General features: G+C 59.1%; 14 protein-coding genes. 7 read left to right on the forward strand and 7 right to left on the reverse strand.

All coding sequences use genetic code 11. The annotated features are described in order from the left end of the window. Positions 1-115: 115 nt before the first annotated feature. The 6 genes from lon to cmoB all read left to right on the forward strand — a co-directional run bounded on the left by lon (position 116) and on the right by cmoB (position 6,557). Positions 116-2,533 carry an endopeptidase La gene (gene lon / locus NL64_RS25230; protein WP_034150797.1) on the forward strand — a complete coding sequence of 806 codons (2,418 nt, stop codon included), beginning with the start codon at positions 116-118 and terminating at the stop codon, positions 2,531-2,533. Positions 2,534-2,817: 284 nt separating this feature from the next. Further along, positions 2,818-3,210, forward strand: coding sequence for a protease inhibitor I42 family protein (locus NL64_RS25235; protein WP_034150798.1), 393 nt, complete (start codon positions 2,818-2,820; stop codon positions 3,208-3,210). 2 nt (positions 3,211-3,212) lie between these two features. Beyond that, entirely contained in the window at positions 3,213-3,881 is a 669-nt protein-coding gene (locus NL64_RS25240; protein WP_034150799.1) for a lysoplasmalogenase, read from the forward strand. Positions 3,882-3,954: 73 nt separating this feature from the next. Further along, a complete protein-coding gene (locus NL64_RS30235; protein ID WP_155292788.1) occupies positions 3,955-4,614 on the forward strand; it encodes a hypothetical protein in 660 nt (219 codons plus the stop codon). Positions 4,615-4,824: 210 nt separating this feature from the next. Further along, positions 4,825-5,604: a carboxy-S-adenosyl-L-methionine synthase CmoA gene (gene cmoA / locus NL64_RS25245; RefSeq protein WP_172668706.1), complete on the forward strand. Its 780-nt coding sequence runs from the start codon at positions 4,825-4,827 to the stop codon at positions 5,602-5,604. Beyond that, positions 5,601-6,557, forward strand: coding sequence for a tRNA 5-methoxyuridine(34)/uridine 5-oxyacetic acid(34) synthase CmoB (cmoB, locus tag NL64_RS25250; RefSeq protein WP_034150801.1), 957 nt, complete (start codon positions 5,601-5,603; stop codon positions 6,555-6,557). Before cmoA ends, cmoB begins: the two co-directional genes overlap by 4 nt. A 135-nt stretch (positions 6,558-6,692) precedes the next feature. Here cmoB and tadA read toward each other — a convergent pair whose 3' ends face one another. Next, positions 6,693-7,190 (reverse strand): tRNA adenosine(34) deaminase TadA, encoded by a 498-nt coding sequence (gene tadA / locus NL64_RS25255; RefSeq protein ID WP_034150802.1) that lies wholly within the window; start codon positions 7,188-7,190, stop codon positions 6,693-6,695. Then, positions 7,190-8,566 carry a multicopper oxidase family protein gene (locus NL64_RS25260; protein WP_034150872.1) on the reverse strand — a complete coding sequence of 459 codons (1,377 nt, stop codon included), beginning with the start codon at positions 8,564-8,566 and terminating at the stop codon, positions 7,190-7,192. The genes tadA and NL64_RS25260 overlap by 1 nt, the downstream gene beginning before the upstream one ends. Positions 8,567-8,755: 189 nt before the next feature. Between NL64_RS25260 and NL64_RS25265 the strand changes: the two genes are divergently transcribed. Next, complete coding sequence (locus NL64_RS25265; RefSeq protein WP_034150803.1) at positions 8,756-13,492, forward strand: membrane-targeted effector domain-containing toxin; 4,737 nt, start codon at positions 8,756-8,758, stop codon at positions 13,490-13,492. Positions 13,493-13,576: 84 nt separating this feature from the next. On the opposite strand, the gene guaA is transcribed toward NL64_RS25265, so the two are convergent. From guaA to NL64_RS25290, 5 genes are all read right to left on the reverse strand, one after another. Further along, complete coding sequence (gene guaA, locus NL64_RS25270) at positions 13,577-15,154, reverse strand: glutamine-hydrolyzing GMP synthase (protein ID WP_034150804.1); 1,578 nt, start codon at positions 15,152-15,154, stop codon at positions 13,577-13,579. Between the two features lie 99 nt (positions 15,155-15,253). Then, a complete protein-coding gene (gene guaB / locus NL64_RS25275) occupies positions 15,254-16,723 on the reverse strand; it encodes an IMP dehydrogenase (RefSeq protein WP_034150805.1) in 1,470 nt (489 codons plus the stop codon). A 219-nt stretch (positions 16,724-16,942) separates the two neighbouring features. Beyond that, positions 16,943-17,491 (reverse strand): hypothetical protein, encoded by a 549-nt coding sequence (locus tag NL64_RS25280; protein ID WP_034150873.1) that lies wholly within the window; start codon positions 17,489-17,491, stop codon positions 16,943-16,945. A 115-nt stretch (positions 17,492-17,606) separates the two neighbouring features. Then, positions 17,607-18,788 carry a formate-dependent phosphoribosylglycinamide formyltransferase gene (gene purT / locus NL64_RS25285; RefSeq protein WP_034150806.1) on the reverse strand — a complete coding sequence of 394 codons (1,182 nt, stop codon included), beginning with the start codon at positions 18,786-18,788 and terminating at the stop codon, positions 17,607-17,609. Between the two features lie 87 nt (positions 18,789-18,875). Next, a complete protein-coding gene (locus NL64_RS25290) occupies positions 18,876-19,343 on the reverse strand; it encodes a VUT family protein (protein ID WP_034150807.1) in 468 nt (155 codons plus the stop codon). Positions 19,344-19,434: the final 91 nt, after the last annotated feature.

Below are 19,434 nucleotides of genomic sequence, written 5' to 3' on the forward strand. Positions count from 1 at the left end.
CTAACCTGAATCCCTGCTGAACACACCTTCGAATGATCCATTAACGCCAAGGCATCATTGAAACCACCGCCAACCTGCCCCATCTAAGACCCATACCCATTGCGCAGGTGCCCAAATGAGCGACCAGCAAGAATTCCCCGAAGACCCGAGTGAATACGCCGACCCGGAAAGCGCCACACACCACTCCACCGGCAAAGGCCTCGCCCTGCCCGGCCAGAACCTGCCGGACAAGGTCTACATCATCCCGATCCACAACCGACCCTTCTTCCCGGCCCAAGTGCTGCCGGTCATCGTCAACGAAGAACCGTGGGCCGAGACCCTCGACCTGGTCAGCAAGTCCGATCACCACTCCCTGGCCCTGTTCTACATGGACACGCCCCAGGAAGACCCGCGTCATTTCGACACCTCGGCCCTGCCGCTGTACGGCACGCTGGTCAAGGTGCACCACGCCAGCCGCGAAAACGGCAAATTGCAATTCGTTGCCCAGGGTCTGACCCGCGTCCGCCTGAAAACCTGGCTCAAGCACCATCGCCCGCCGTACCTGGTGGAAGTCGAATACCCGCACCAGCCCACCGAGCCCACCGACGAGGTCAAGGCCTACGGCATGGCGCTGATCAATGCGATCAAGGAACTGCTGCCGCTTAATCCGTTGTACAGCGAAGAGTTGAAGAACTACCTCAACCGCTTCAGCCCCAACGATCCGTCGCCGCTGACCGATTTTGCCGCCGCGCTCACCTCGGCCACCGGCAGCGAGTTGCAGGAAGTGCTCGACTGCGTGCCGATGCTCAAGCGCATGGAAAAAGTCCTGCCGATGCTGCGCAAGGAAGTCGAAGTCGCGCGCCTGCAGAAAGAGATCTCCGCCGAAGTAAACCGCAAGATCGGCGAACATCAGCGCGAGTTCTTCCTCAAGGAACAGCTCAAGGTCATCCAGCAGGAGCTGGGGCTGACCAAGGACGATCGCAGCGCCGACCTCGAACAATTCGAACAGCGGCTGGAGGGCAAAGTCCTGCCGGCGCAGGTGCAGAAGCGCCTCGAAGAAGAAATGAACAAACTGTCGATCCTCGAGACCGGTTCGCCGGAGTATGCGGTGACCCGCAACTACATCGACTGGGCGACCTCGGTGCCGTGGGGCGTGTACGGCGAGGACAAACTCGACCTCAAGCATGCGCGCAAGGTGCTGGACAACCACCACGCCGGCCTCGACGACATCAAGGACCGCATCCTCGAATTCCTTGCGGTCGGTGCCTACAAAGGCGAGATCAGCGGTTCCATCGTATTGCTGGTGGGGCCGCCGGGCGTGGGTAAAACCAGCGTCGGCAAATCCATCGCCGAATCCCTCGGGCGGCCGTTCTATCGCTTCAGTCTCGGCGGCATGCGCGACGAAGCAGAGATCAAGGGCCACCGTCGCACTTACATCGGCGCGCAGCCGGGCAAACTGGTGCAGGCGTTGAAAGACGTCGAAGTGATGAACCCGGTAATCATGCTCGACGAGATCGACAAGATGGGCCAAAGCTACCAGGGCGACCCGGCCTCGGCGCTGCTGGAAACCCTCGATCCGGAGCAGAACGTCGAATTCCTCGACCACTACCTCGACTTGCGCATGGACCTGTCGAAAGTGCTGTTCATCTGCACCGCCAACACCCTGGATTCGATTCCCGGCCCGTTGCTGGACCGGATGGAAATCATTCGCCTGTCGGGCTACATCACCGAAGAAAAAGTCGCCATCGCCAAGCGTCACCTGTGGCCGAAACAGCTTGAGAAGGCCGGCGTCTCGAAAGGCAACCTGAGCATCAGCGACAGCGCGCTCAAAGCCTTGATCGACGGTTATGCCCGTGAAGCCGGCGTGCGTCAGCTGGAAAAAAACCTCGGCAAACTGGTGCGCAAAGCAGTGATGAAACTGCTCGACGACCCGGGCGCGGTGATCAAGCTTGGCCCGAAAGACCTCGAACCGTCACTCGGCAAACCGGTGTTCCGCAACGAGCAAGTGCTCTCGGGAACGGGCGTGATCACCGGCCTGGCCTGGACCAGCATGGGCGGCGCGACCCTGCCGATCGAAGCGACACGCATCCATACGCTCAACCGTGGCTTCAAGCTCACCGGGCAATTGGGTGATGTGATGAAGGAATCCGCAGAAATCGCCTACAGCTACGTCAGCTCCAACCTGAAGTCGTTTGGCGGTGATCCGAAGTTCTTCGACGAAGCCTTCGTGCACTTGCACGTACCGGAAGGCGCCACTCCGAAAGACGGCCCGAGCGCCGGCGTGACCATGGCCAGCGCCCTGCTCTCGCTCGCGCGCAACCAGCCGCCGAAAAAAGGCGTGGCCATGACCGGCGAACTGACGCTGACCGGGCATGTGCTGCCGATTGGCGGGGTGCGCGAGAAAGTGATTGCAGCGCGGCGGCAGAAGATTTTCGAGCTGATTTTGCCGGAGGCTAACCGGGGGAATTTCGAGGAGTTGCCGGAGTATCTGAAGGAAGGCATTACCGTGCATTTTGCCAAGCGTTTTGCGGATGTGGCGAAGGTGTTGTTCTGACCTTTTTGTAGCGGCTGCACCGCCGTTATCGCTGGCAAGCCAGCTCCCACAGAGTATGCGTCGTTCACATATTTTTCGATCGACACACAACCACTGTGGAGGCTGGCTTGCCAACACCAACAGATTTGCAGTGAACACAAATTTTGTTCACACCCCCAACCACTGTGGGAGCTGGCATGCCAGCGATGGCGTCGGCACTGACAACGCCGCCTCCACGGCTGTCACACTTTGTCTCATCTCGGTTATGCTCGCCGTTCGTCGTGACCGCCGGAGCCACTGATCTTATGTCCCCCACTCGCCTGTTTATCCCCCTCGCCCTCGCGCTGCTGGCCGCTTGCGCCACGCAACCGAAGCACAATGTGACCGTGGAAAAACAAAGCGAATGCCCGGTGAAACTCACCAACGGGCAAAACCTGATTCTGACCCTGCCGAGCAATCCGACCACAGGCTATCGCTGGGCCATTCAGGATTCGGCCGGTGGCGTGTTGCACGCCTTGGGGCCAGAGGTTTACCGCAACCCGGAAGATGCCGGCATCGTCGGCGCGGCCGGGGTCTCGACCTGGCGCTTTCAAGCCTTCGCGGCCGGAACCGGGCGTTTGCGCCTGACTTCACAACAACCATGGGCGCCGGAAGTGCTGCCGGTGGATTCTTTCGACTGCAACATCTCGGTCAACTGACCGTGGGCTGGCTGATTCTGGCGCTGATGGGCGCGGTGACCTTTCTTTATGGCCTGAGCGTGCACGCCGCGCTGCTGTGCCTTTTGGTCAAGCCGCTGCCCGTGCTGGCCCTGCTCGGCTGGCTGCACGATGCACCGCCCAGCGAATATCGGCGCTGGATCAGCCTCGGATTGATTTTCTCCCTGCTCGGCGATGTGTTGCTGGCGTGGCCGGGGGATTTGTTTGTGTTTGGGCTGGGGGCGTTTCTGGTGGCGCATCTGGCGTATTTGAAAGCGTACTTGAGCGATTGCCGGCGGTTGGCTGCGCTGCCCCTGATCCTGGCCCTCGGTGTCGGCGCGGTGTTGCTGGGGATTCTGATCTCCCACGGACTCGGGCCGTTGTTGATCCCGGTGATTGTCTATGGTCTGGCGATCAGCGCCATGCTCTGGCGTGCGCTGGCGCGACTCGGCACCGACGTGCCCAAGCGTTCGGCATTGCTGGCTGCCGCTGGCGCAGTGGCGTTTGTGTTTTCTGATAGCGTGATTGGAATCAGTCGGTTTGTAATGCCGTTCGATGCCGCGCCTTATGTGATTATCCTCAGCTATTGGATTGGACAGTGGGGAATTACTGCCTCGGCATTCACCCCAAGCGTTCGCTCACCCCATGACCCTTACACCACCTGTCGGAACTAGTATTTATACCAGTTAAGAACCCCTCACTCTCTTTGCTAGCTTAATGACTCCAGTAAAAACGGAGTTAATAATTATGGAATTTCTATCTAACAAAAAAGGCCGAAAGCCCATTAAGGGTTTCGACGACGTTATTCCAACAAAAGACAAACCCACCGGTATTTCTGCGCTAACTATAACTTCGCCAAAACATAACGAATCCATTGGTGATGAAGACGTCTATTGGGCTGGAACAGGCGGCACACCTGGAAAAGCTGTATATATCGAAAGATCTATCGATCCGGGTATATGGCATTGGGCTGCCGATGTTGACCCCTCAGGAAACTGGAGTGGAAAAATAGACGGTTTCCCTCACCCTGCACTCACCATTCGTGCACGCCATCTTGGGTCAGATGAGTTCTCCAACTCAGTAACATACAGCGTTTATGCCTCCCCACCCTTTATATATACGCCCATTAACGAGGCTCCTATTTTTGACAGATATCAGCAGTTCGCAGGTAAAGCACTTGCCAATTCCATTATCGAAATTGAAGCATTCCATGAACATACGCCAAACCAAGTCCACTTAGGGTCCGGTGTCACGAATTCGGGAGAATGGGGTCTTGACTGGAGGATAGTTACAAACTGGAGTTTAAGTAGAGGTATTTACACCTTGAAGATAAGACAAACATGGGGAGAATTTGGCGAATACATTTCAGATTGGACCCAATCCACTCATCCTGCCTACTTTCCATAAAGTACTCACCAGGTTATTGCGCTGTTTTTTATCTCTCGGCTATGGAGGTAGCGGGGCATTACGGCATCGCGAGCAGGCTCGCTTCCACAGGAGACGGTGATCAACCTGTGGGAGCGAGCCTGTTCGTGATAGCACTATCACTGACGGCGAAGTTTCCTGACCTGCCTCTTTATCAGACAACCCGCGCATCCCCGCGTCAACTTGGCTAAAATGCCGGCCTTTTCCACCTACACCGCTGGAACCGCCGTGAGCAAAGAACCCGATCGCCTTTTCGCCCAGCCTTTGGCCCAGGTGCCTGACTTCGCCTTCAACGAGGACGTGGTGCGGGTGTTCCCGGACATGATCAAGCGTTCGGTGCCGGGTTATCCGACCATCGTCGAGAACCTCGGCGTGCTCGCCGCACAGTTCGCCCAGCCTGGCAGCGTGCTTTACGACCTGGGCTCGTCGCTGGGCGCCGTGACCCAGGCCCTGCGCCGTCACGTACGCACCGACGGTTGCCGGGTGATCGCTGTGGATAACTCAGCGGCCATGGTCGAGCGCTGCCGCGAGTACCTCAACGGTCAGGATTCGATGTTCCAGGAGTTGCTGCCGGTGGAAGTGATCGAAGGCGACATCCTCGCCCTCGACTTCCAGCCAGCCTCGGTGGTGGCGCTGAACTTCACCCTGCAATTCATCGCCCCGGAGCAACGCACGGCATTGCTGTCGCGCATCCGTCAGTCGCTGTTGCCGGGTGGTGCGCTGATTCTCTCGGAAAAACTGCGCTTCGAAGACGAGCAGGAACACGCGCTGCTCACCGACCTGCACATCGCCTTCAAACGCGCCAACGGCTACAGCGAACTGGAAATCGCCCAGAAGCGCAGCGCCATCGAAAACGTCATGAAGCCCGACAGTCTCGAAGAACACCGCGAACGCCTGCTGGCCGCCGGGTTCTCGAAAGTCGTGCCGTGGTTCCAGTGTCTTAACTTTGCCTCGTTGATTGCCTTGCCATGATTGATCTGTCCCCCCTCGCCCGCCGTCTGGCCGGTACTCCACTGGCCGAATGGGCCAACACCCTGCAAGCGCAACTCGACAAGAAAATGGAAAAGGGTCACGGCGACCTGGAGCGTTGGCAGAGTGCGCTGGATGCTCTGCCGAAGATTCAGCCGAGCGAAGTCGATTTGCTCAACGGCCTAAAGCTCGATACCGATTGCGACGACGCAACCCGCGCGCAAATGCGTAGTGCACTAATGGGCTTGTCGCCGTGGCGCAAAGGCCCGTTCGACCTGTTCGGCGTGCACGTCGACACCGAATGGCGCTCGGACTGGAAATGGTCGCGGGTGTCACCGCACTTGGACCTCAAGGGCAAACGCATCCTCGATGTCGGCTGCGGCAATGGCTACTACATGTGGCGCATGCTTGGCGCCGGTGCCAACAGTGTCATCGGTGTCGATCCGAACTGGCTGTTCTTTTGCCAGTTCCAGGCTGTGCAACGTTACTTGTCAGAGCCCAACGCCTGGCACTTGCCCTTCCCGTTCGAAGACCTGCCGCCGAATCTCGAAGGGTTCGACACGGTGTTTTCCATGGGCGTGTTCTACCACCGTCGCTCGCCCATCGAGCATTTGCTGGCACTGAAGGATTGCCTGGTCAAGGGCGGTGAACTGGTGTTGGAGACCCTGGTGGTCGAAGGCGACAAACATCAGGTGCTGGTGCCGGAAGACCGTTACGCGCAGATGCGCAACGTGTGGTTCCTGCCGTCGGTGCCAGCGCTGGAGTTGTGGTTGCGGCGGGCCGGCTTCACCGATGTGAAGTGCGTGGATGTCAGCGTGACCACGGTCGAGGAACAGCGTGGGACGGAGTGGATGAAGTATCAGTCGCTCAGTGACTTCCTCGATCCGGAAGATCACAGCAAGACGATTGAAGGGCTGCCGGCGCCGATGCGGGCGGTGATTGTGGCGAAGAAGTAATTGATCACTTCAAGACACTGCAAAAACCTGTGGGAGCTGGCTTGCCAGCGAAGGCGGCGGCACATCAAACATTTATGTCGACTGAACCGCCGCTATCGCTGGCAAGCCAGCTCCCACAGGGATTGATGTAGTTGTTTAGATTGTTGGTTTTGCGCGCCGGGCCTTGAAGAACTCGCTCAACACCGCCCCACACTCCTCCGCCAACACCCCCCCTTCATACAACACCCGGTGATTCAAAAAACCCTGGGTAAAAAACTGCCCCTGACTTTGCACAATCCCCGCCTTCGGCTCCAGCGCGCCATACACCACCCGGGCAATTCGTGAATGCACGATCAGCCCGGCGCACATGCTGCACGGCTCCAGCGTGACGTAGAGCGTGCTGCCGGGTAGCCGGTAGTTGCTGACAGCCTGGGCCGCCGCGCGAATCGCGACCATCTCGGCATGGGCGCTGGGGTCGTTGCCGCTGATCGGGCAATTGAAGCCGCGGCCGATGATTTCACCGTCCTGCACCAGCACCGCGCCCACCGGCACTTCGCCGAGTCGTGCACCTTGGGCGGCCAGCGCCAGCGCTTCGTGCATGAAGTCGCGATCACGGCTGCGGTCGATAATGGCCGCGGGTCGGATCTGACGCATTACGCCACCTCGATTGCGGCCATCAGGCCGGTTTCCATGTGGTCGATCACATGGCAATGGAACATCCACACACCCGGGTTATCCGCCACCAGCGCCACTTGCGCGCGCTCGTTCTTGCCCAACAGGTAAGTGTCGGTGAAGTACGGAATCACCTTGTGCCGGTTCGAGGCGATGACCTTGAAGCTCATGCCGTGCAGATGAATCGGGTGCTGATACTGAGTCATGTTTTTCAACTCGAAAATGTAGCTCTTGCCCTTTTCCAGCTTGGCGATCGGGCGGTCGGCGCAGGTCTTGTCGGTAATGTCCCAGGCCTGGCCGTTGATCTGCCACAGACTCGGCGGTTTGCCGTTGTCGACGTTCACCGACACCGAACCGACCCATTCGAAATTGAAGTTGAGTTTCTCGGCATTGGCCAGGTCCGGCTCGGCCACCGGGTTGGCGGGCAGCGCGGGTGGCCATTCGGTCGGGGCGTCGCTATTGGCCACCGAGCGCAATGTACCCAAACGCACCGGGCCGTTGCGCAGGGACAATTCTTCACCGGCCGGCGGCGCCTTGATCGCCAGGCAAATGCGCATGCCGGGGCCGAGCCAGTATTCCTTGCCGAGCGGACGCGGCTCGATAGGGTTGCCGTCCAGCGCATAGATTTGCGCTTCAACGCCGGGAATGTTCAGGCGATAAGTCAGGGTGTTGTCGAGGTTAAGCAAACGCACGCGAGTGATCTGCCCGGCAGGCAATTCAATCACCGCTTGCGGGACGCCGTTGATGGTCGACAGACGCCCCGCCGTGCCGCCACGGGCCGCCTCCCGAGGAATACTGAAGTCGACGAAAGCGCCCTGCTCATCGATGTGCCAGTTCTTCAGGCTCAAGGTTTTTTCGTATTTGAAACCGGTGGGTTCGCGCTCTTCGACGATCAGCGGGCCGACCAGTCCGCGACCGAGTTCTTCGCTGCTGCTCACGTGCGGGTGATACCAGTAGCTGCCAGCATCAGGCACGCGGAATTTGTAATCGAAGTATTCACCCGGCAGCACCGGCAGCTGCGAGACGTACGGCACGCCGTCCATTTCCAGCGGCAGGCGGATGCCGTGCCAGTGAATGGTGGTGGCGACCGGCAGGTGATTGATGAAGCGCACCCGCAGCCATTCGCCCTGGCGCACGCGCAGCTCGGTGCCCGGCGCCGAAGGGCCGAATGCCCAGGCTTCTGTCTTGTGTCCTGGCACCAATTCGACGTCCAGCGGTGCGGCAATCAGTTCATAGTCGTGACCGGCATCCGCGTCGGCCATCTTGCCCAGCCAGTACCGCGACGCGCCGCCCGCCCCCACGCCAACCACCACAAGACCGGCCAGACCACCGAGTATTTGTCGACGGGAAAAGGACATGAACTCAACTACCTCACGAATCAGCGTCAGGCCTGGAGCCTGCAAAAGGCGAATACGATACACCTGCAACTGCGAAACGGTAAGGGCGACCTGTGGCCGCACATCAGCCCAGGTATAACTATGTAGTGCACAGGCCTTGCACGAACGGGCCATGCTCGACATCCCGTTCTTCTCAAGGAGAGAGAGTGCATGAACCCGCACGAAACACGTCCACTGCCCAACGCCGCCGACAAAGCCGCGCTCAAGGACATCGCCAAAAGCGTCATCCAGACCTGCCCCAGCCTGCAAGGTACTGCGCACGAGGTAGCCAGTGACCTGCTGAAAAAAACCGGCATTACCGGCCTCGATCCGGACAAGGTGTACTTCCATCGTTTCGACACCTCGCAAAGCAGCTCGAAAACCTTTACCGGCTGGGAGCATGTCAACGCCACGCCGACGTCCTCCATGACCCTGACCCAGTTGGTCATCCACCGTTTTCGCGCCAGCGATCAGGACAACGCTGACCTGCTGGACGTCTATGCCGGCTTCTATACCGCCGGCCCGAACGCCGGGACCTTCAACGAAACCAACGAAGTACGCCTGCATGGCAACGAAGTGCTAAAGGAGTTCTGGAGCATCGATTTCAGCTCGATGTACCGCGAGCGCCTGACCAGCTACTGGGAAACATCCGCCGACGACTTCCGTACGTTGGCCAAGTGCAATTTCCTCATTGCGGCTGTGAAGGCCCGAGACAAGCGCCAATTGAGCGACGACGATTTCCAGCTCATCACCAACGCCGTCATTGGCCCGATCACCTGGCCCGTCAACCTGCAGTTGCTGCAAGCGCAGCACCCTTGCGTCGATATCGTTCGGGCGCTGGATGTCGACGGCTACGTCGCCACCAACATCCTTCGTTTTGCGGCGCCCAAAGGCCGGCAGATTGTTTACCTGCCCGGTGAACCGGTTGCCTTCAAGGTGCTGGAAACCGAGACGGACATGCACTACTGGATACTGCTGCAGTTGAACAAGGACGCTGCACGCCAGGCGTTCATGACGCACTTTTCCATGGTCGATCGCCAGACCATCGCCGAGAACATTACCGACCTGATGAACCGCTTGGTCAGCACTTGGGGCAAGTACGACCATCACCTGATCAACAAGACAAACCGGATCATCAGCGGCGACGCCTTCAGTTGGATGCGCGATTCCACCAAAGACGTGATGTTCGCCGAGGCCGATCTCTCGCTGACGTCCAATGGCGACCTGCGCAAAAAACTCTGGATCGGCTACCTCAGCGCCGGGGTCAAAGTGTTCGGGCCGATGGCGGTCGTCGGCTGGCCGATTGCGCTGCCCGTGGTCGGGGCGAGTATCGCCAACCTCGGCTTGAATATCGATCAGGCGCAAAACGCCAAGACCGCCGAAGAGCGCAAGGCCGGTGTCCTTGGCGCGGTGTTCGCCAGCATTGATTTGCTGTTCAACTTGCTCGTTCTCGCGGGACCTGGCTCGATGGAAGAAGTCGGTCCCGAGATCGATGCTGCCGAAGCGAGTGAGATGGCCGAGTATCGTGAAGCATTAACGCCGGACGAGAGCAGCGAGTCAGACAGCGAACCGGCGCAGTCGCCGGAACCATCTGAGCCTGCAACGGGCACGCCCGACAACACCGGACCAAGCCCTTCACCGTCATCGATACCCGAAGCCTACAAGGTCGATGTGGCTGTAGACGATGCAACAATGGTCCGTGAACCGGGCAAATTCCAGGGTATCCATCGCCTCGCGTCCAACCCTTCAAGTGCGATCAAACTCAAGGGCAATGGCTATTACGTGCGCTACGAAAACAACCTCAGTGGCCGTGGTCACTGGGCAATCATCGACCCGGCCAACCCGGACTCCTTCTCAGGTTCGATTCCAGTGCGATTTTTGACTGCCACTGAGGAATGGGAGGTCGTTCCCAAGTTGGGTCTGAAAGGAGGCATGGAGGCCCCCATCGAGATTGCCGAAGGTGCAAGCGGTGGGCCTGCTGTTGAAGAATGGGCACAATCGCCTGGCATTCATCTGCCGGGCCTTGAAGACCCGGCGATGAGGGAATGGGCACTCGGGGGAGCCGACGTACGCAGCCCATTCAGACGAGTATGGTCGGTTGGCGGAATCGACGTCGAGAGCATCGTGGGGCCTGAAGTCAGGGCAAACATCCAGAGTTTGCTCAGGCTTCCAGTCGTGGAAGAGGAAACCAGCTTCAGCGAGTTCGAGATAGCTCAGGAAGAACCTCGCCGAAACCTCGTCAGTGATGCAAAGGCATGGTACGACGCTCACCCGCCGATACCCCGCCTGCCGGTTTCGTCTGCGCAGTCGATTGCGTCGCCCAGCGAATTGCTTGAAACGGCGTTTGCGCAAAAGCCGGGGCTGGTCATCGGCGAAAGCCAAGGCAGTATCGGTAGCAAACAGTTTCTGATCGAGAACATGCCCGCGCTCGCTCAACGTGGCGTCAAGACGCTTTACTTGCAGGAACTGCTGGTGAACGTCAATCAACCCGAACTGGACGCCTTCGCGCGAACCGGTGAAATGCCCGCCGAGTTGAAGAACTACCTGCAGCGACTCGATATCAAGGCCGGCAACGATCCAACTGGCAAATTCAACCTGATGGCTTTGGTGAAAGCCGCCAATGCCCAGCGCATCCGGGTTCAAGCCATCGATACGTCGACGACCTATAACATTAATAAAGACGCATTCGCCTGGGAGTCGGATTATCAGTCGTCGCGGAGCTTTTTTGCGCGCGAGGTCGTTCAATTCAATGAGGCGTTAAAAGCGCCGGCTAAATGGGTGGGCCTGGTCAATCAAGAGAACATGGCGACGTTCAGAGGCTATCAAGGCATCAGCGAACAGACCGACGCCTTGAGCATCCGCATTGACGACGTGGCACCAGGACAGGCGCGATCCATTGGAGCCGACCCGGGGTTAGCGGTGGAATACGCAGACTACCCGGACTCCCCCGTTTATGACGTGTCGGAAGGGACCGACTTCGACAGCATTCATGATCTGATCAAAGGTGACTGGCGCGTTCAGATGGAAACCCCGTGGGCGTACCGAACCCCACGAGACCTGAAGCAACTATTGCCCGAACCCGGGATGTTCACCTTCCAGCGCTACAGAAGCAGCATTCTGGTGGTTTATCGCAACGCCGAAGGTCGAATGGCGGACAGCGTCATCAGGATGACGCCCGGCGGAAGACTCAACCTGGATACCCCGCTTCGGCCCGCCTACGAGTCCATGACGGTGAATAGCCTCGACGAATTGAAAGAGGCATTGATCGCAAAGGGCATGAAGCCCATGGGCTGGCCCAGCGAACTGGCGGGTGAACTCGATTCAGCCGTGTCAGAAACCTCACCACGCATCGAAGTACCGAGCCACTGGCAAGCTAATGAAGTGCTGGAGGGTCGAACGCCGATCAGTGACGCCGGAAAATTCCAGGGCATTTATCAACTCGATTCGAACCCATCATCCGCTATTTTGATGAACGATCTTGCGTACTACGTTCGCTTTGAGAGCGATCTCAATGGCGCAGGACATTGGGCCATCATCGACCCTGAAAACCCGAACAGCTTCACCAACTCGATTCCGGTACGCCTGAACGCCAAGGGTGAATGGGAAACCCTGCCGCGCAATGGTCTCCAGGGTGGAGGCAAGTCAACCGCGACGGCGGGCACGAGCGCACCACGCTGGCCGGAGCGCCCCACGAGGCGGCCACTGCCGGCCTCGGAATATGACGTCCCCGAGCCATTGAAACCGGAACTTGAAAGAAGCGCGGTGGGTTTGGACGATGACTCGCTGCGGGATTTTTACGACAACATGAACGAGGTCGACGCCCACAGGGATTTCAAGGTCATCAGAAAGCGCCTGTATCAGGACGCCGTGAGTTTTTATGCAGAACTCAAACTGCCCGAGCGCCCACCCACCCCGACATTGAATCCCGAAGCCAGCGCCGAGGAAATCATCGAGAAGAGTCTGGAACATGCCCGCGGATTGATCATCGGTGAAAGCCATGCTGGTATCGGCAGCAAACAATGGCTGATCGAAAACATGGAGCTGCTGGCCAGTAAAAACGTGAAGACGCTGTACATGGAACACCTGTTGACCGACTTCCATCAGGCCGCGCTGAATTCGCTCTTCAAAACAGGGGTGATGTCCAGGGAACTGCAAAGCTACCTCAAGACGCTCGACGCCGGGAACATGACGGATCCGCTGGGACGCTACACGTTTACTGAACTGGTCAGGGAAGCTGCAAAACAGGGAGTCAACGTGCAAGCCATCGACTGCATGGCGAGTTACAGGGTCACGGGCATGGAGATCACCAACGGCGCGCAAAGCATCATCGATGAAACAGCGCGGCAGAAAATGATGAACTTCTTTGCCAGATCCACCATTCGCAGCGACCAGGCAATGCGCGGCGCTCACAAATGGGTGGCCCTGATGGGCAACTCCCACTCCAACACCTTCAAAAACATTGCCGGCGTCAGCGAGCTGGAAGAAGCCATTGGTATTCGCGTTGAAGACGTCGCCGAAGGCTCCTCCACGGGGATCGAACCCGATCCGGGCAAGGTCCTGCACTTTGGCGATAACCTCAGCGGTAAGGCTGCCCTGGTCAAAGGAGACTTGCGCCTGCAAATGGAAACACCCTGGACGGCGCAATCCATGTCGGAAATCGAAACCCTGCTACCGCGCTACGGCATGTACACCTTAAAGCAACAACCCGGGCTGTTGTTTCTGGTGCATCGCAGTCGCACCAAAGCCCTCGTGCGTACGCTCATCGAGATTGACGATGCAGGTCGTTACTACATCGAGCGCCCGAACTGGCCATCGGTGAATGAAAAACGCTATGACAGCATCAAAGAACTGCTACAGGGCCTCGACAACATGGGCCTGAGGCTGGGCGGCTGGTCGAAACCGCTGTAACCCGCCGACAAAAAAGCCGTGTGAAATCTGATTTCACACGGCTTTTGTTGTGACTGCGATCTAGCCATCAAAGCTTGTGCAGGATCATTCCCACTCAATGGTCGCCGGCGGCTTGCTCGACACGTCGTAGGTGACGCGGGAGATGCCTTCGATTTCATTGATGATGCGGCCGCTGACAGTTTCCAGCAGTTCGTAAGGCAGGTGTGCCCAACGCGCGGTCATGAAGTCGATGGTTTCCACGGCACGCAGGGCCACAACCCAAGCGTAACGGCGGCCATCGCCGACCACGCCAACCGATTTCACCGGCTGGAATACCACGAATGCCTGGCTGACCTTGTGGTACCAGTCGGCCTTGCGCAGTTCTTCGATGAAGATGTGGTCGGCGCGACGCAGCAGGTCGGCGTATTCTTTCTTCACTTCACCGAGGATCCGCACGCCCAGGCCCGGGCCCGGGAACGGGTGACGGTAGACCATGTCGTACGGCAGGCCCAGTTCCAGGCCCAGACGACGGACTTCGTCCTTAAACAGCTCACGCAGCGGTTCAACCAGTTTCAGGTTCATTTCTTCCGGCAAGCCGCCCACGTTGTGGTGCGACTTGATCACGTGGGCCTTGCCGCTTTTCGCGCCAGCCGACTCGATCACGTCTGGATAGATGGTGCCTTGCGCCAGGTACTTGATGTTGTCCAGTTTGTTGGACTGGGCATCGAATACGTCGATGAAGGTACGACCGATGATCTTGCGCTTCTTCTCCGGGTCGGCTTCGCCGGCCAGGTTGTTGAGGAATTGGTCCTCGGCGTTGGCGCGAATCACCTTGACGCCCATGTTCTCGGCGAACATGGCCATCACTTGCTCGCCTTCGTGCAAGCGCAGCAGGCCGTTGTCGACGAACACGCAAGTCAGCTGGTCGCCGATGGCTTTGTGCAGCAGCGCGGCAACCACGGACGAATCCACACCGCCGGACAGACCGAGCAGGACGTTGTCGGTGCCAACCTGGGCGCGAACCTGGGCAATGGCGTCCTCAGCGATCTTCGACGGCGTCCACAGGGCTTCACACTCGCAGATGTCGAGGATGAAGCGCGACAGGATGCGACCGCCCTGCTTGGTGTGGGTCACTTCCGGGTGGAACTGCACGCCGTAGTAACGACGCTCGTCGCTGAACATGCCGGCAATCGGGCAGCTCGGGGTGCTGGCCAGGATGTGGAAGTCTTCCGGCATCTTGGTGACCTTGTCACCGTGGCTCATCCATACGTCGAGGCCAAACAGGCCGTCAGCGTCGATGTGGTCTTCGATGCCGTCGAGCAGGCGGCTCTTGCCGACCACGTCTACGCGGGCATAACCGAACTCACGCAGCTCGGAACCTTCAACCTTGCCGCCCAGTTGTTCGGCCATGGTCTGCATGCCGTAGCAGATACCGAAGACCGGAACGCCCAGGTCAAACACGGCTTGCGGGCAGCGAGGGCTGTTGGCTTCGTGGACCGACTCTGGGCCGCCAGCGAGGATGACGCCTTTAGGAGCGAATTCGCGGATCGCATCTTCGTCCATATCGAATGGATGCAGTTCGCAGTACACGCCGATTTCACGCACGCGGCGGGCGATCAGTTGGGTGTACTGGGAACCGAAGTCGAGGATCAGGATGCGGTGAGCGTGAATATCGAGGGCCATGATTCAGTCTCGTCTAAGTCATTCAGAAACAGTCGTGATTCAGAAACAACTCGGGGCTGAATAAAACAGCCCCGGTTGCTTAGCTTGTTGCTTGAAGGCTCAACCTACGCGGTAGTTTGGCGCTTCTTTGGTGATCTGCACGTCGTGAACGTGGGACTCGGCCATGCCAGCGCCGGTGATCCGCACGAACTCAGGCTTGGTGCGCATTTCTTCGATGTCGGCACTGCCGGTGTAACCCATCGAGGAACGCAGGCCGCCCATCAACTGGTGGATGATCGCGCTCAGGGTGCCCTTGTAAGGAACACGCCCTTCGATGCCTTCCGGAACCAGTTTCTCGGCGCCTGCCGAGGAGTCCTGGAAGTAACGGTCGGAGGAGCCTTGAGCCTGGGACATGGCGCCCAGCGAACCCATGCCGCGATAAGCCTTGTACGAACGGCCCTGGAACAGTTCGATCTCGCCCGGTGCTTCTTCAGTACCGGCGAACATCGAGCCCATCATCACGCAGGAAGCACCGGCTACGATGGCCTTGGACAGGTCACCGGAGAAACGGATGCCGCCGTCGGCGATCAACGGAACGCCAGTGCCTTCAAGGGCAGCGGCAACGTTGGCGATGGCACTGATTTGCGGGACGCCGACACCGGCGACGATACGAGTGGTGCAGATCGAGCCCGGGCCGATACCGACCTTGACCGCGTCAGCGCCAGCTTCGGCCAGAGCCTTGGCGGCAGCGCCGGTGGCGATGTTGCCGCCGATGACCTGCACTTCAGGGAAATTCTGTTTGACCCAGCGAACGCGGTCGATCACGCCTTTGGAGTGACCGTGGGCGGTGTCGACCACCACCACGTCAACGCCGGCGTTGACCAGGGCAGCGACGCGGTCACCGGTGTCTTTACCGGTCCCGACGGCGGCGCCAACGCGCAGACGACCTTGATCGTCCTTGCTGGCCAGCGGGTAAGCCTTGGCTTTTTCGATGTCGTTGACGGTCATCATGCCTTTGAGGGCGAATTTGTCGTCGACGATCAGCACGCGTTCGATGCGGTGCTTGTGCAGCAACTCGCGAACGTCGTTCTTGTCGGCGCCTTCCTTGACCGTGACCAGACGCTCTTTCGGCGTCATGACTTCACGGACAGTGGCTTCCAGACGATTTTCGAAACGCACGTCACGGGAAGTGACAATGCCGACCAGGTCGCCATTGTGCAGCACCGGGACGCCGGAGATGTTGTGCATGCGGGTCAGTTCGAACAACTCGCGCACGGTAGCGTCGGCGTCGATGGTGATCGGGTCCTTGACCACACCGGCTTCGTAACGCTTGACCTTGCGGACTTCGGCAGCTTGCTGCTCGATGGTCATGTTCTTGTGGATGATGCCGATGCCACCTTCCTGAGCCATGGCGATTGCCAGACGGGCTTCAGTGACGGTGTCCATGGCAGCGGAAACCAGTGGAATATTCAGCTCGATGCCACGGGTAAGGCGGGTCTTGAGACTGACTTCGTTAGGAAGCACCTCGGAATAACCGGGCACTAGGAGAATGTCGTCGAATGTCAGAGCTTCTTGGCTGATACGCAGCATCGCGGGGGCTCCCGAGCGGGAAAATGGAAGCGCGCCATTATAGTCAGACACCCCCTCGGGTTCAATGTAAAACTCTGTCTATTATCGATGTTACAGATATACGGGAATTTCGCTTCCTGTAGGAGCTGCCGCAGGCTGCGATCTTTTGATCTTGTTTTTGAACATCAAGGTCAAAAGATCGCAGCCTGCGGCAGCTCCTACAGGGGGATGCGGCGTTTTTTAGAGTTCGACCTTTACCCAACTGACGGGTTGATCCAGCCAGTCGGCAAACTCGTCGAGAAAGCTCTGCTTGAACCCGGCTTCGGCCCAGTTGTTGAAAATGAAGCCCAGGTTGGAAAAGCCGCATTCCTGCAGATACAAGAAGCCGTTGATGTCATCTTCATGCCCGCATTCCGGGCAAGTGAAGTTGTCGGTGCGCCCCGGCATCCAGTCTTCGAGGCTTTCGAACAGCGCTTCGCCAATTTCCTTGCGGCACTCGGCGCAGCCCGCTTCCTCAAGGAACCCCTTGGCCGGCGTATAGATGCAGCGCTTGGTGACGATTTCCAGGCCATTGACCGGCTCGCCAAACGGCAAGGCTTCCGGGTGCAGCACCACCGCGCGGGCGCCATCGGCGATGGCGTGGGCCATGCGATTGCCGGTGCGGCCGCAGGTGGTCAGCTCTTCCTCGATGATGTTCTTGCGCACCAGCCACCGCACGATCGCCCGGGCTCGGGGCTCGTGCACCGGCAGCGTGGAGATTTTCGGGACGATGATGCTTTGCGAATTCATGTTCAGGCCCGGAGCGTTGAAGTAGGGATTTTCAGCATCCACAAATTATAGGCGGACCCGTAAAGCCGGGTCGGACACGGAACCTGTGGGAGCGGGCTTGCCCGCGAAAAGGTTTTTACAGCTCGACGACAACCGCCTGCGAAGCACGCGTCGCCTTGGCGCGAGCAGCTTCGATCGACTCGTCACGCGCCAATGCAACACCCATGCGGCGCTGACCGTTGACTTCAGGCTTACCGAACAGGCGCAGCGCGGTATCCGGCTCGCTCAACGCAGCACCGAGGTTGGCGAAAGCGGTCTGAGTCGACTGCCCTTCCACCAGGATCACCGCCGAAGCGGATGGTCCGAACTGACGGATCAATGGGATCGGCAAACCGAGAATAGCGCGTGCATGCAGGGCGAATTGCGACAGGTCCTGGGAAATCAGGGTCACCAGGCCGGTGTCGTGCGGGCGCGGCGAGACTTCGCTGAACCACACCTGATCACCCTTGATGAACAACTCAACACCAAACAGACCACGGCCGCCCAACGCTTCAGTCACCGCTTTGGCAACACGCTCGGATTCAGCCAAGGCAATCGGGCTCATGGCTTGAGGCTGCCAGGATTCCTGGTAGTCGCCCTTCTCCTGACGGTGGCCGACCGGCGCGCAGAAGGTAGTGCCGCCGACGTGACGCACGGTCAGCAGGGTGATTTCGTAGTCGAAATCGATGAAGCCTTCGATGATCACCCGACCTTTACCGGCGCGGCCGCCTTCTTGCGCGTAGTCCCAGGCTGTTTTGACGTCATCGACGCTGCGCAGCAGGCTCTGGCCCTTGCCCGACGAGCTCATCACCGGCTTGACCACACACGGGAAACCGAGGTCTTCGACAGCCTTGCTGTAGTCCTCGAAGGTGTCGGCGAAGTGGTACGGCGAGGTCGGCAGGTCCAGCTCTTCGGCGGCCAGGCGACGGATGCCTTCGCGGTTCATGGTCAACTGCGCGGCGCGCGCGGTCGGGATCACGGTGAAGCCTTCGGCTTCCAGTTCGACCAGGGTCGCGGTGGCGATGGCTTCGATTTCCGGCACGATGAAGTGCGGCTTCTCGGCTTCGATCACGGCACGCAGGGCGGCGCCGTCGAGCATGTTGATGACGTGGCTGCGGTGCGCAACCTGCATGGCCGGCGCGTTGGCGTAGCGGTCCACGGCAATCACTTCAACGCCCAGGCGTTGCAGCTCGATCACCACTTCCTTGCCCAACTCGCCACAGCCACACATCAATACGCGGGTCGCGGTCGGCGACAATGGAGTTCCGATACGGGTCATCTGCAGGTCCTCAAGAAGCGGATCATCGAGGGATGCGTCGCCATGCGCGCTTCCCATGGGGAGAAAGCGCGGCATTTTACATGAACTTCAGCCGACGACAGCCTGTTTGCGCAGGCGCCACGCCATGATCAGCCACACGGCAGTCACACCGGCGAACTTCGAGCCCAGGGCGGTGAGGATCACGCCGGGAGTCAGCGCATCGATCATGCCGAAAAAGATAAAGGTGTCGAGGGGAATGCTCAGGGCTGAACTTATCCACAGGCGATCGTGCAAAGGACGTTTGGTGATGCTGAACACCAGCCAGTCGATGCACTCGGAGACTGCGAACGCCGTGGCGCTGGCCAGGGCGATGGACGGATCAGACGTGACATAAGACAGCACCAGCGCCGCCAGCATCGCCGCGATGGCACCGTGGCCGAAACGGGTTTGCACCATGTCGCGCAGGATGAACACCAACCCGCCCCAGGCCGACCAGATGATGTCCAGGTGCGGGGCTGTGGAGAAGGCGTAGTTGATCAGCACGACGCTGCTGATGTAGGCGATCAGGAAGAGCATGGGGCGTGGGAACACCTGTCAATTTTGCGCACAGATTACTTCATCTTCGGACACAAATAACCTGTGGCGAGGGAGCTTGCTCCCGCTGGAG

Origin of the sequence: Pseudomonas fluorescens (genome assembly GCF_000802965.1) — a bacterium.
GTDB lineage: Bacteria > Pseudomonadota > Gammaproteobacteria > Pseudomonadales > Pseudomonadaceae > Aquipseudomonas > Aquipseudomonas fluorescens_A.

What these genes read in the sequence shown, in the direction of transcription:
- NL64_RS25290 (WP_034150807.1), bottom strand. Translation starts at nt 19,343, where the DNA reads ATGCTCTTCCTGATCGCCTACATCAGCAGCGTCGTGCTGATCAACTAC.
- NL64_RS25280 (WP_034150873.1), bottom strand. Translation starts at nt 17,491, where the DNA reads ATGAATTCGCAAAGCATCATCGTCCCGAAAATCTCCACGCTGCCGGTG.
- purT (WP_034150806.1), bottom strand. Translation starts at nt 18,788, where the DNA reads ATGACCCGTATCGGAACTCCATTGTCGCCGACCGCGACCCGCGTATTG.
- NL64_RS30235 (WP_155292788.1), top strand. Translation starts at nt 3,955, where the DNA reads ATGGAATTTCTATCTAACAAAAAAGGCCGAAAGCCCATTAAGGGTTTC.
- guaB (WP_034150805.1), bottom strand. Translation starts at nt 16,723, where the DNA reads ATGCTGCGTATCAGCCAAGAAGCTCTGACATTCGACGACATTCTCCTA.
- NL64_RS25235 (WP_034150798.1), top strand. Translation starts at nt 2,818, where the DNA reads ATGTCCCCCACTCGCCTGTTTATCCCCCTCGCCCTCGCGCTGCTGGCC.
- cmoA (WP_172668706.1), top strand. Translation starts at nt 4,825, where the DNA reads ATGCCGGCCTTTTCCACCTACACCGCTGGAACCGCCGTGAGCAAAGAA.
- lon (WP_034150797.1), top strand. Translation starts at nt 116, where the DNA reads ATGAGCGACCAGCAAGAATTCCCCGAAGACCCGAGTGAATACGCCGAC.
- cmoB (WP_034150801.1), top strand. Translation starts at nt 5,601, where the DNA reads ATGATTGATCTGTCCCCCCTCGCCCGCCGTCTGGCCGGTACTCCACTG.
- guaA (WP_034150804.1), bottom strand. Translation starts at nt 15,154, where the DNA reads ATGGCCCTCGATATTCACGCTCACCGCATCCTGATCCTCGACTTCGGT.
- NL64_RS25260 (WP_034150872.1), bottom strand. Translation starts at nt 8,566, where the DNA reads ATGTCCTTTTCCCGTCGACAAATACTCGGTGGTCTGGCCGGTCTTGTG.
- NL64_RS25265 (WP_034150803.1), top strand. Translation starts at nt 8,756, where the DNA reads ATGAACCCGCACGAAACACGTCCACTGCCCAACGCCGCCGACAAAGCC.
- tadA (WP_034150802.1), bottom strand. Translation starts at nt 7,190, where the DNA reads ATGCGTCAGATCCGACCCGCGGCCATTATCGACCGCAGCCGTGATCGC.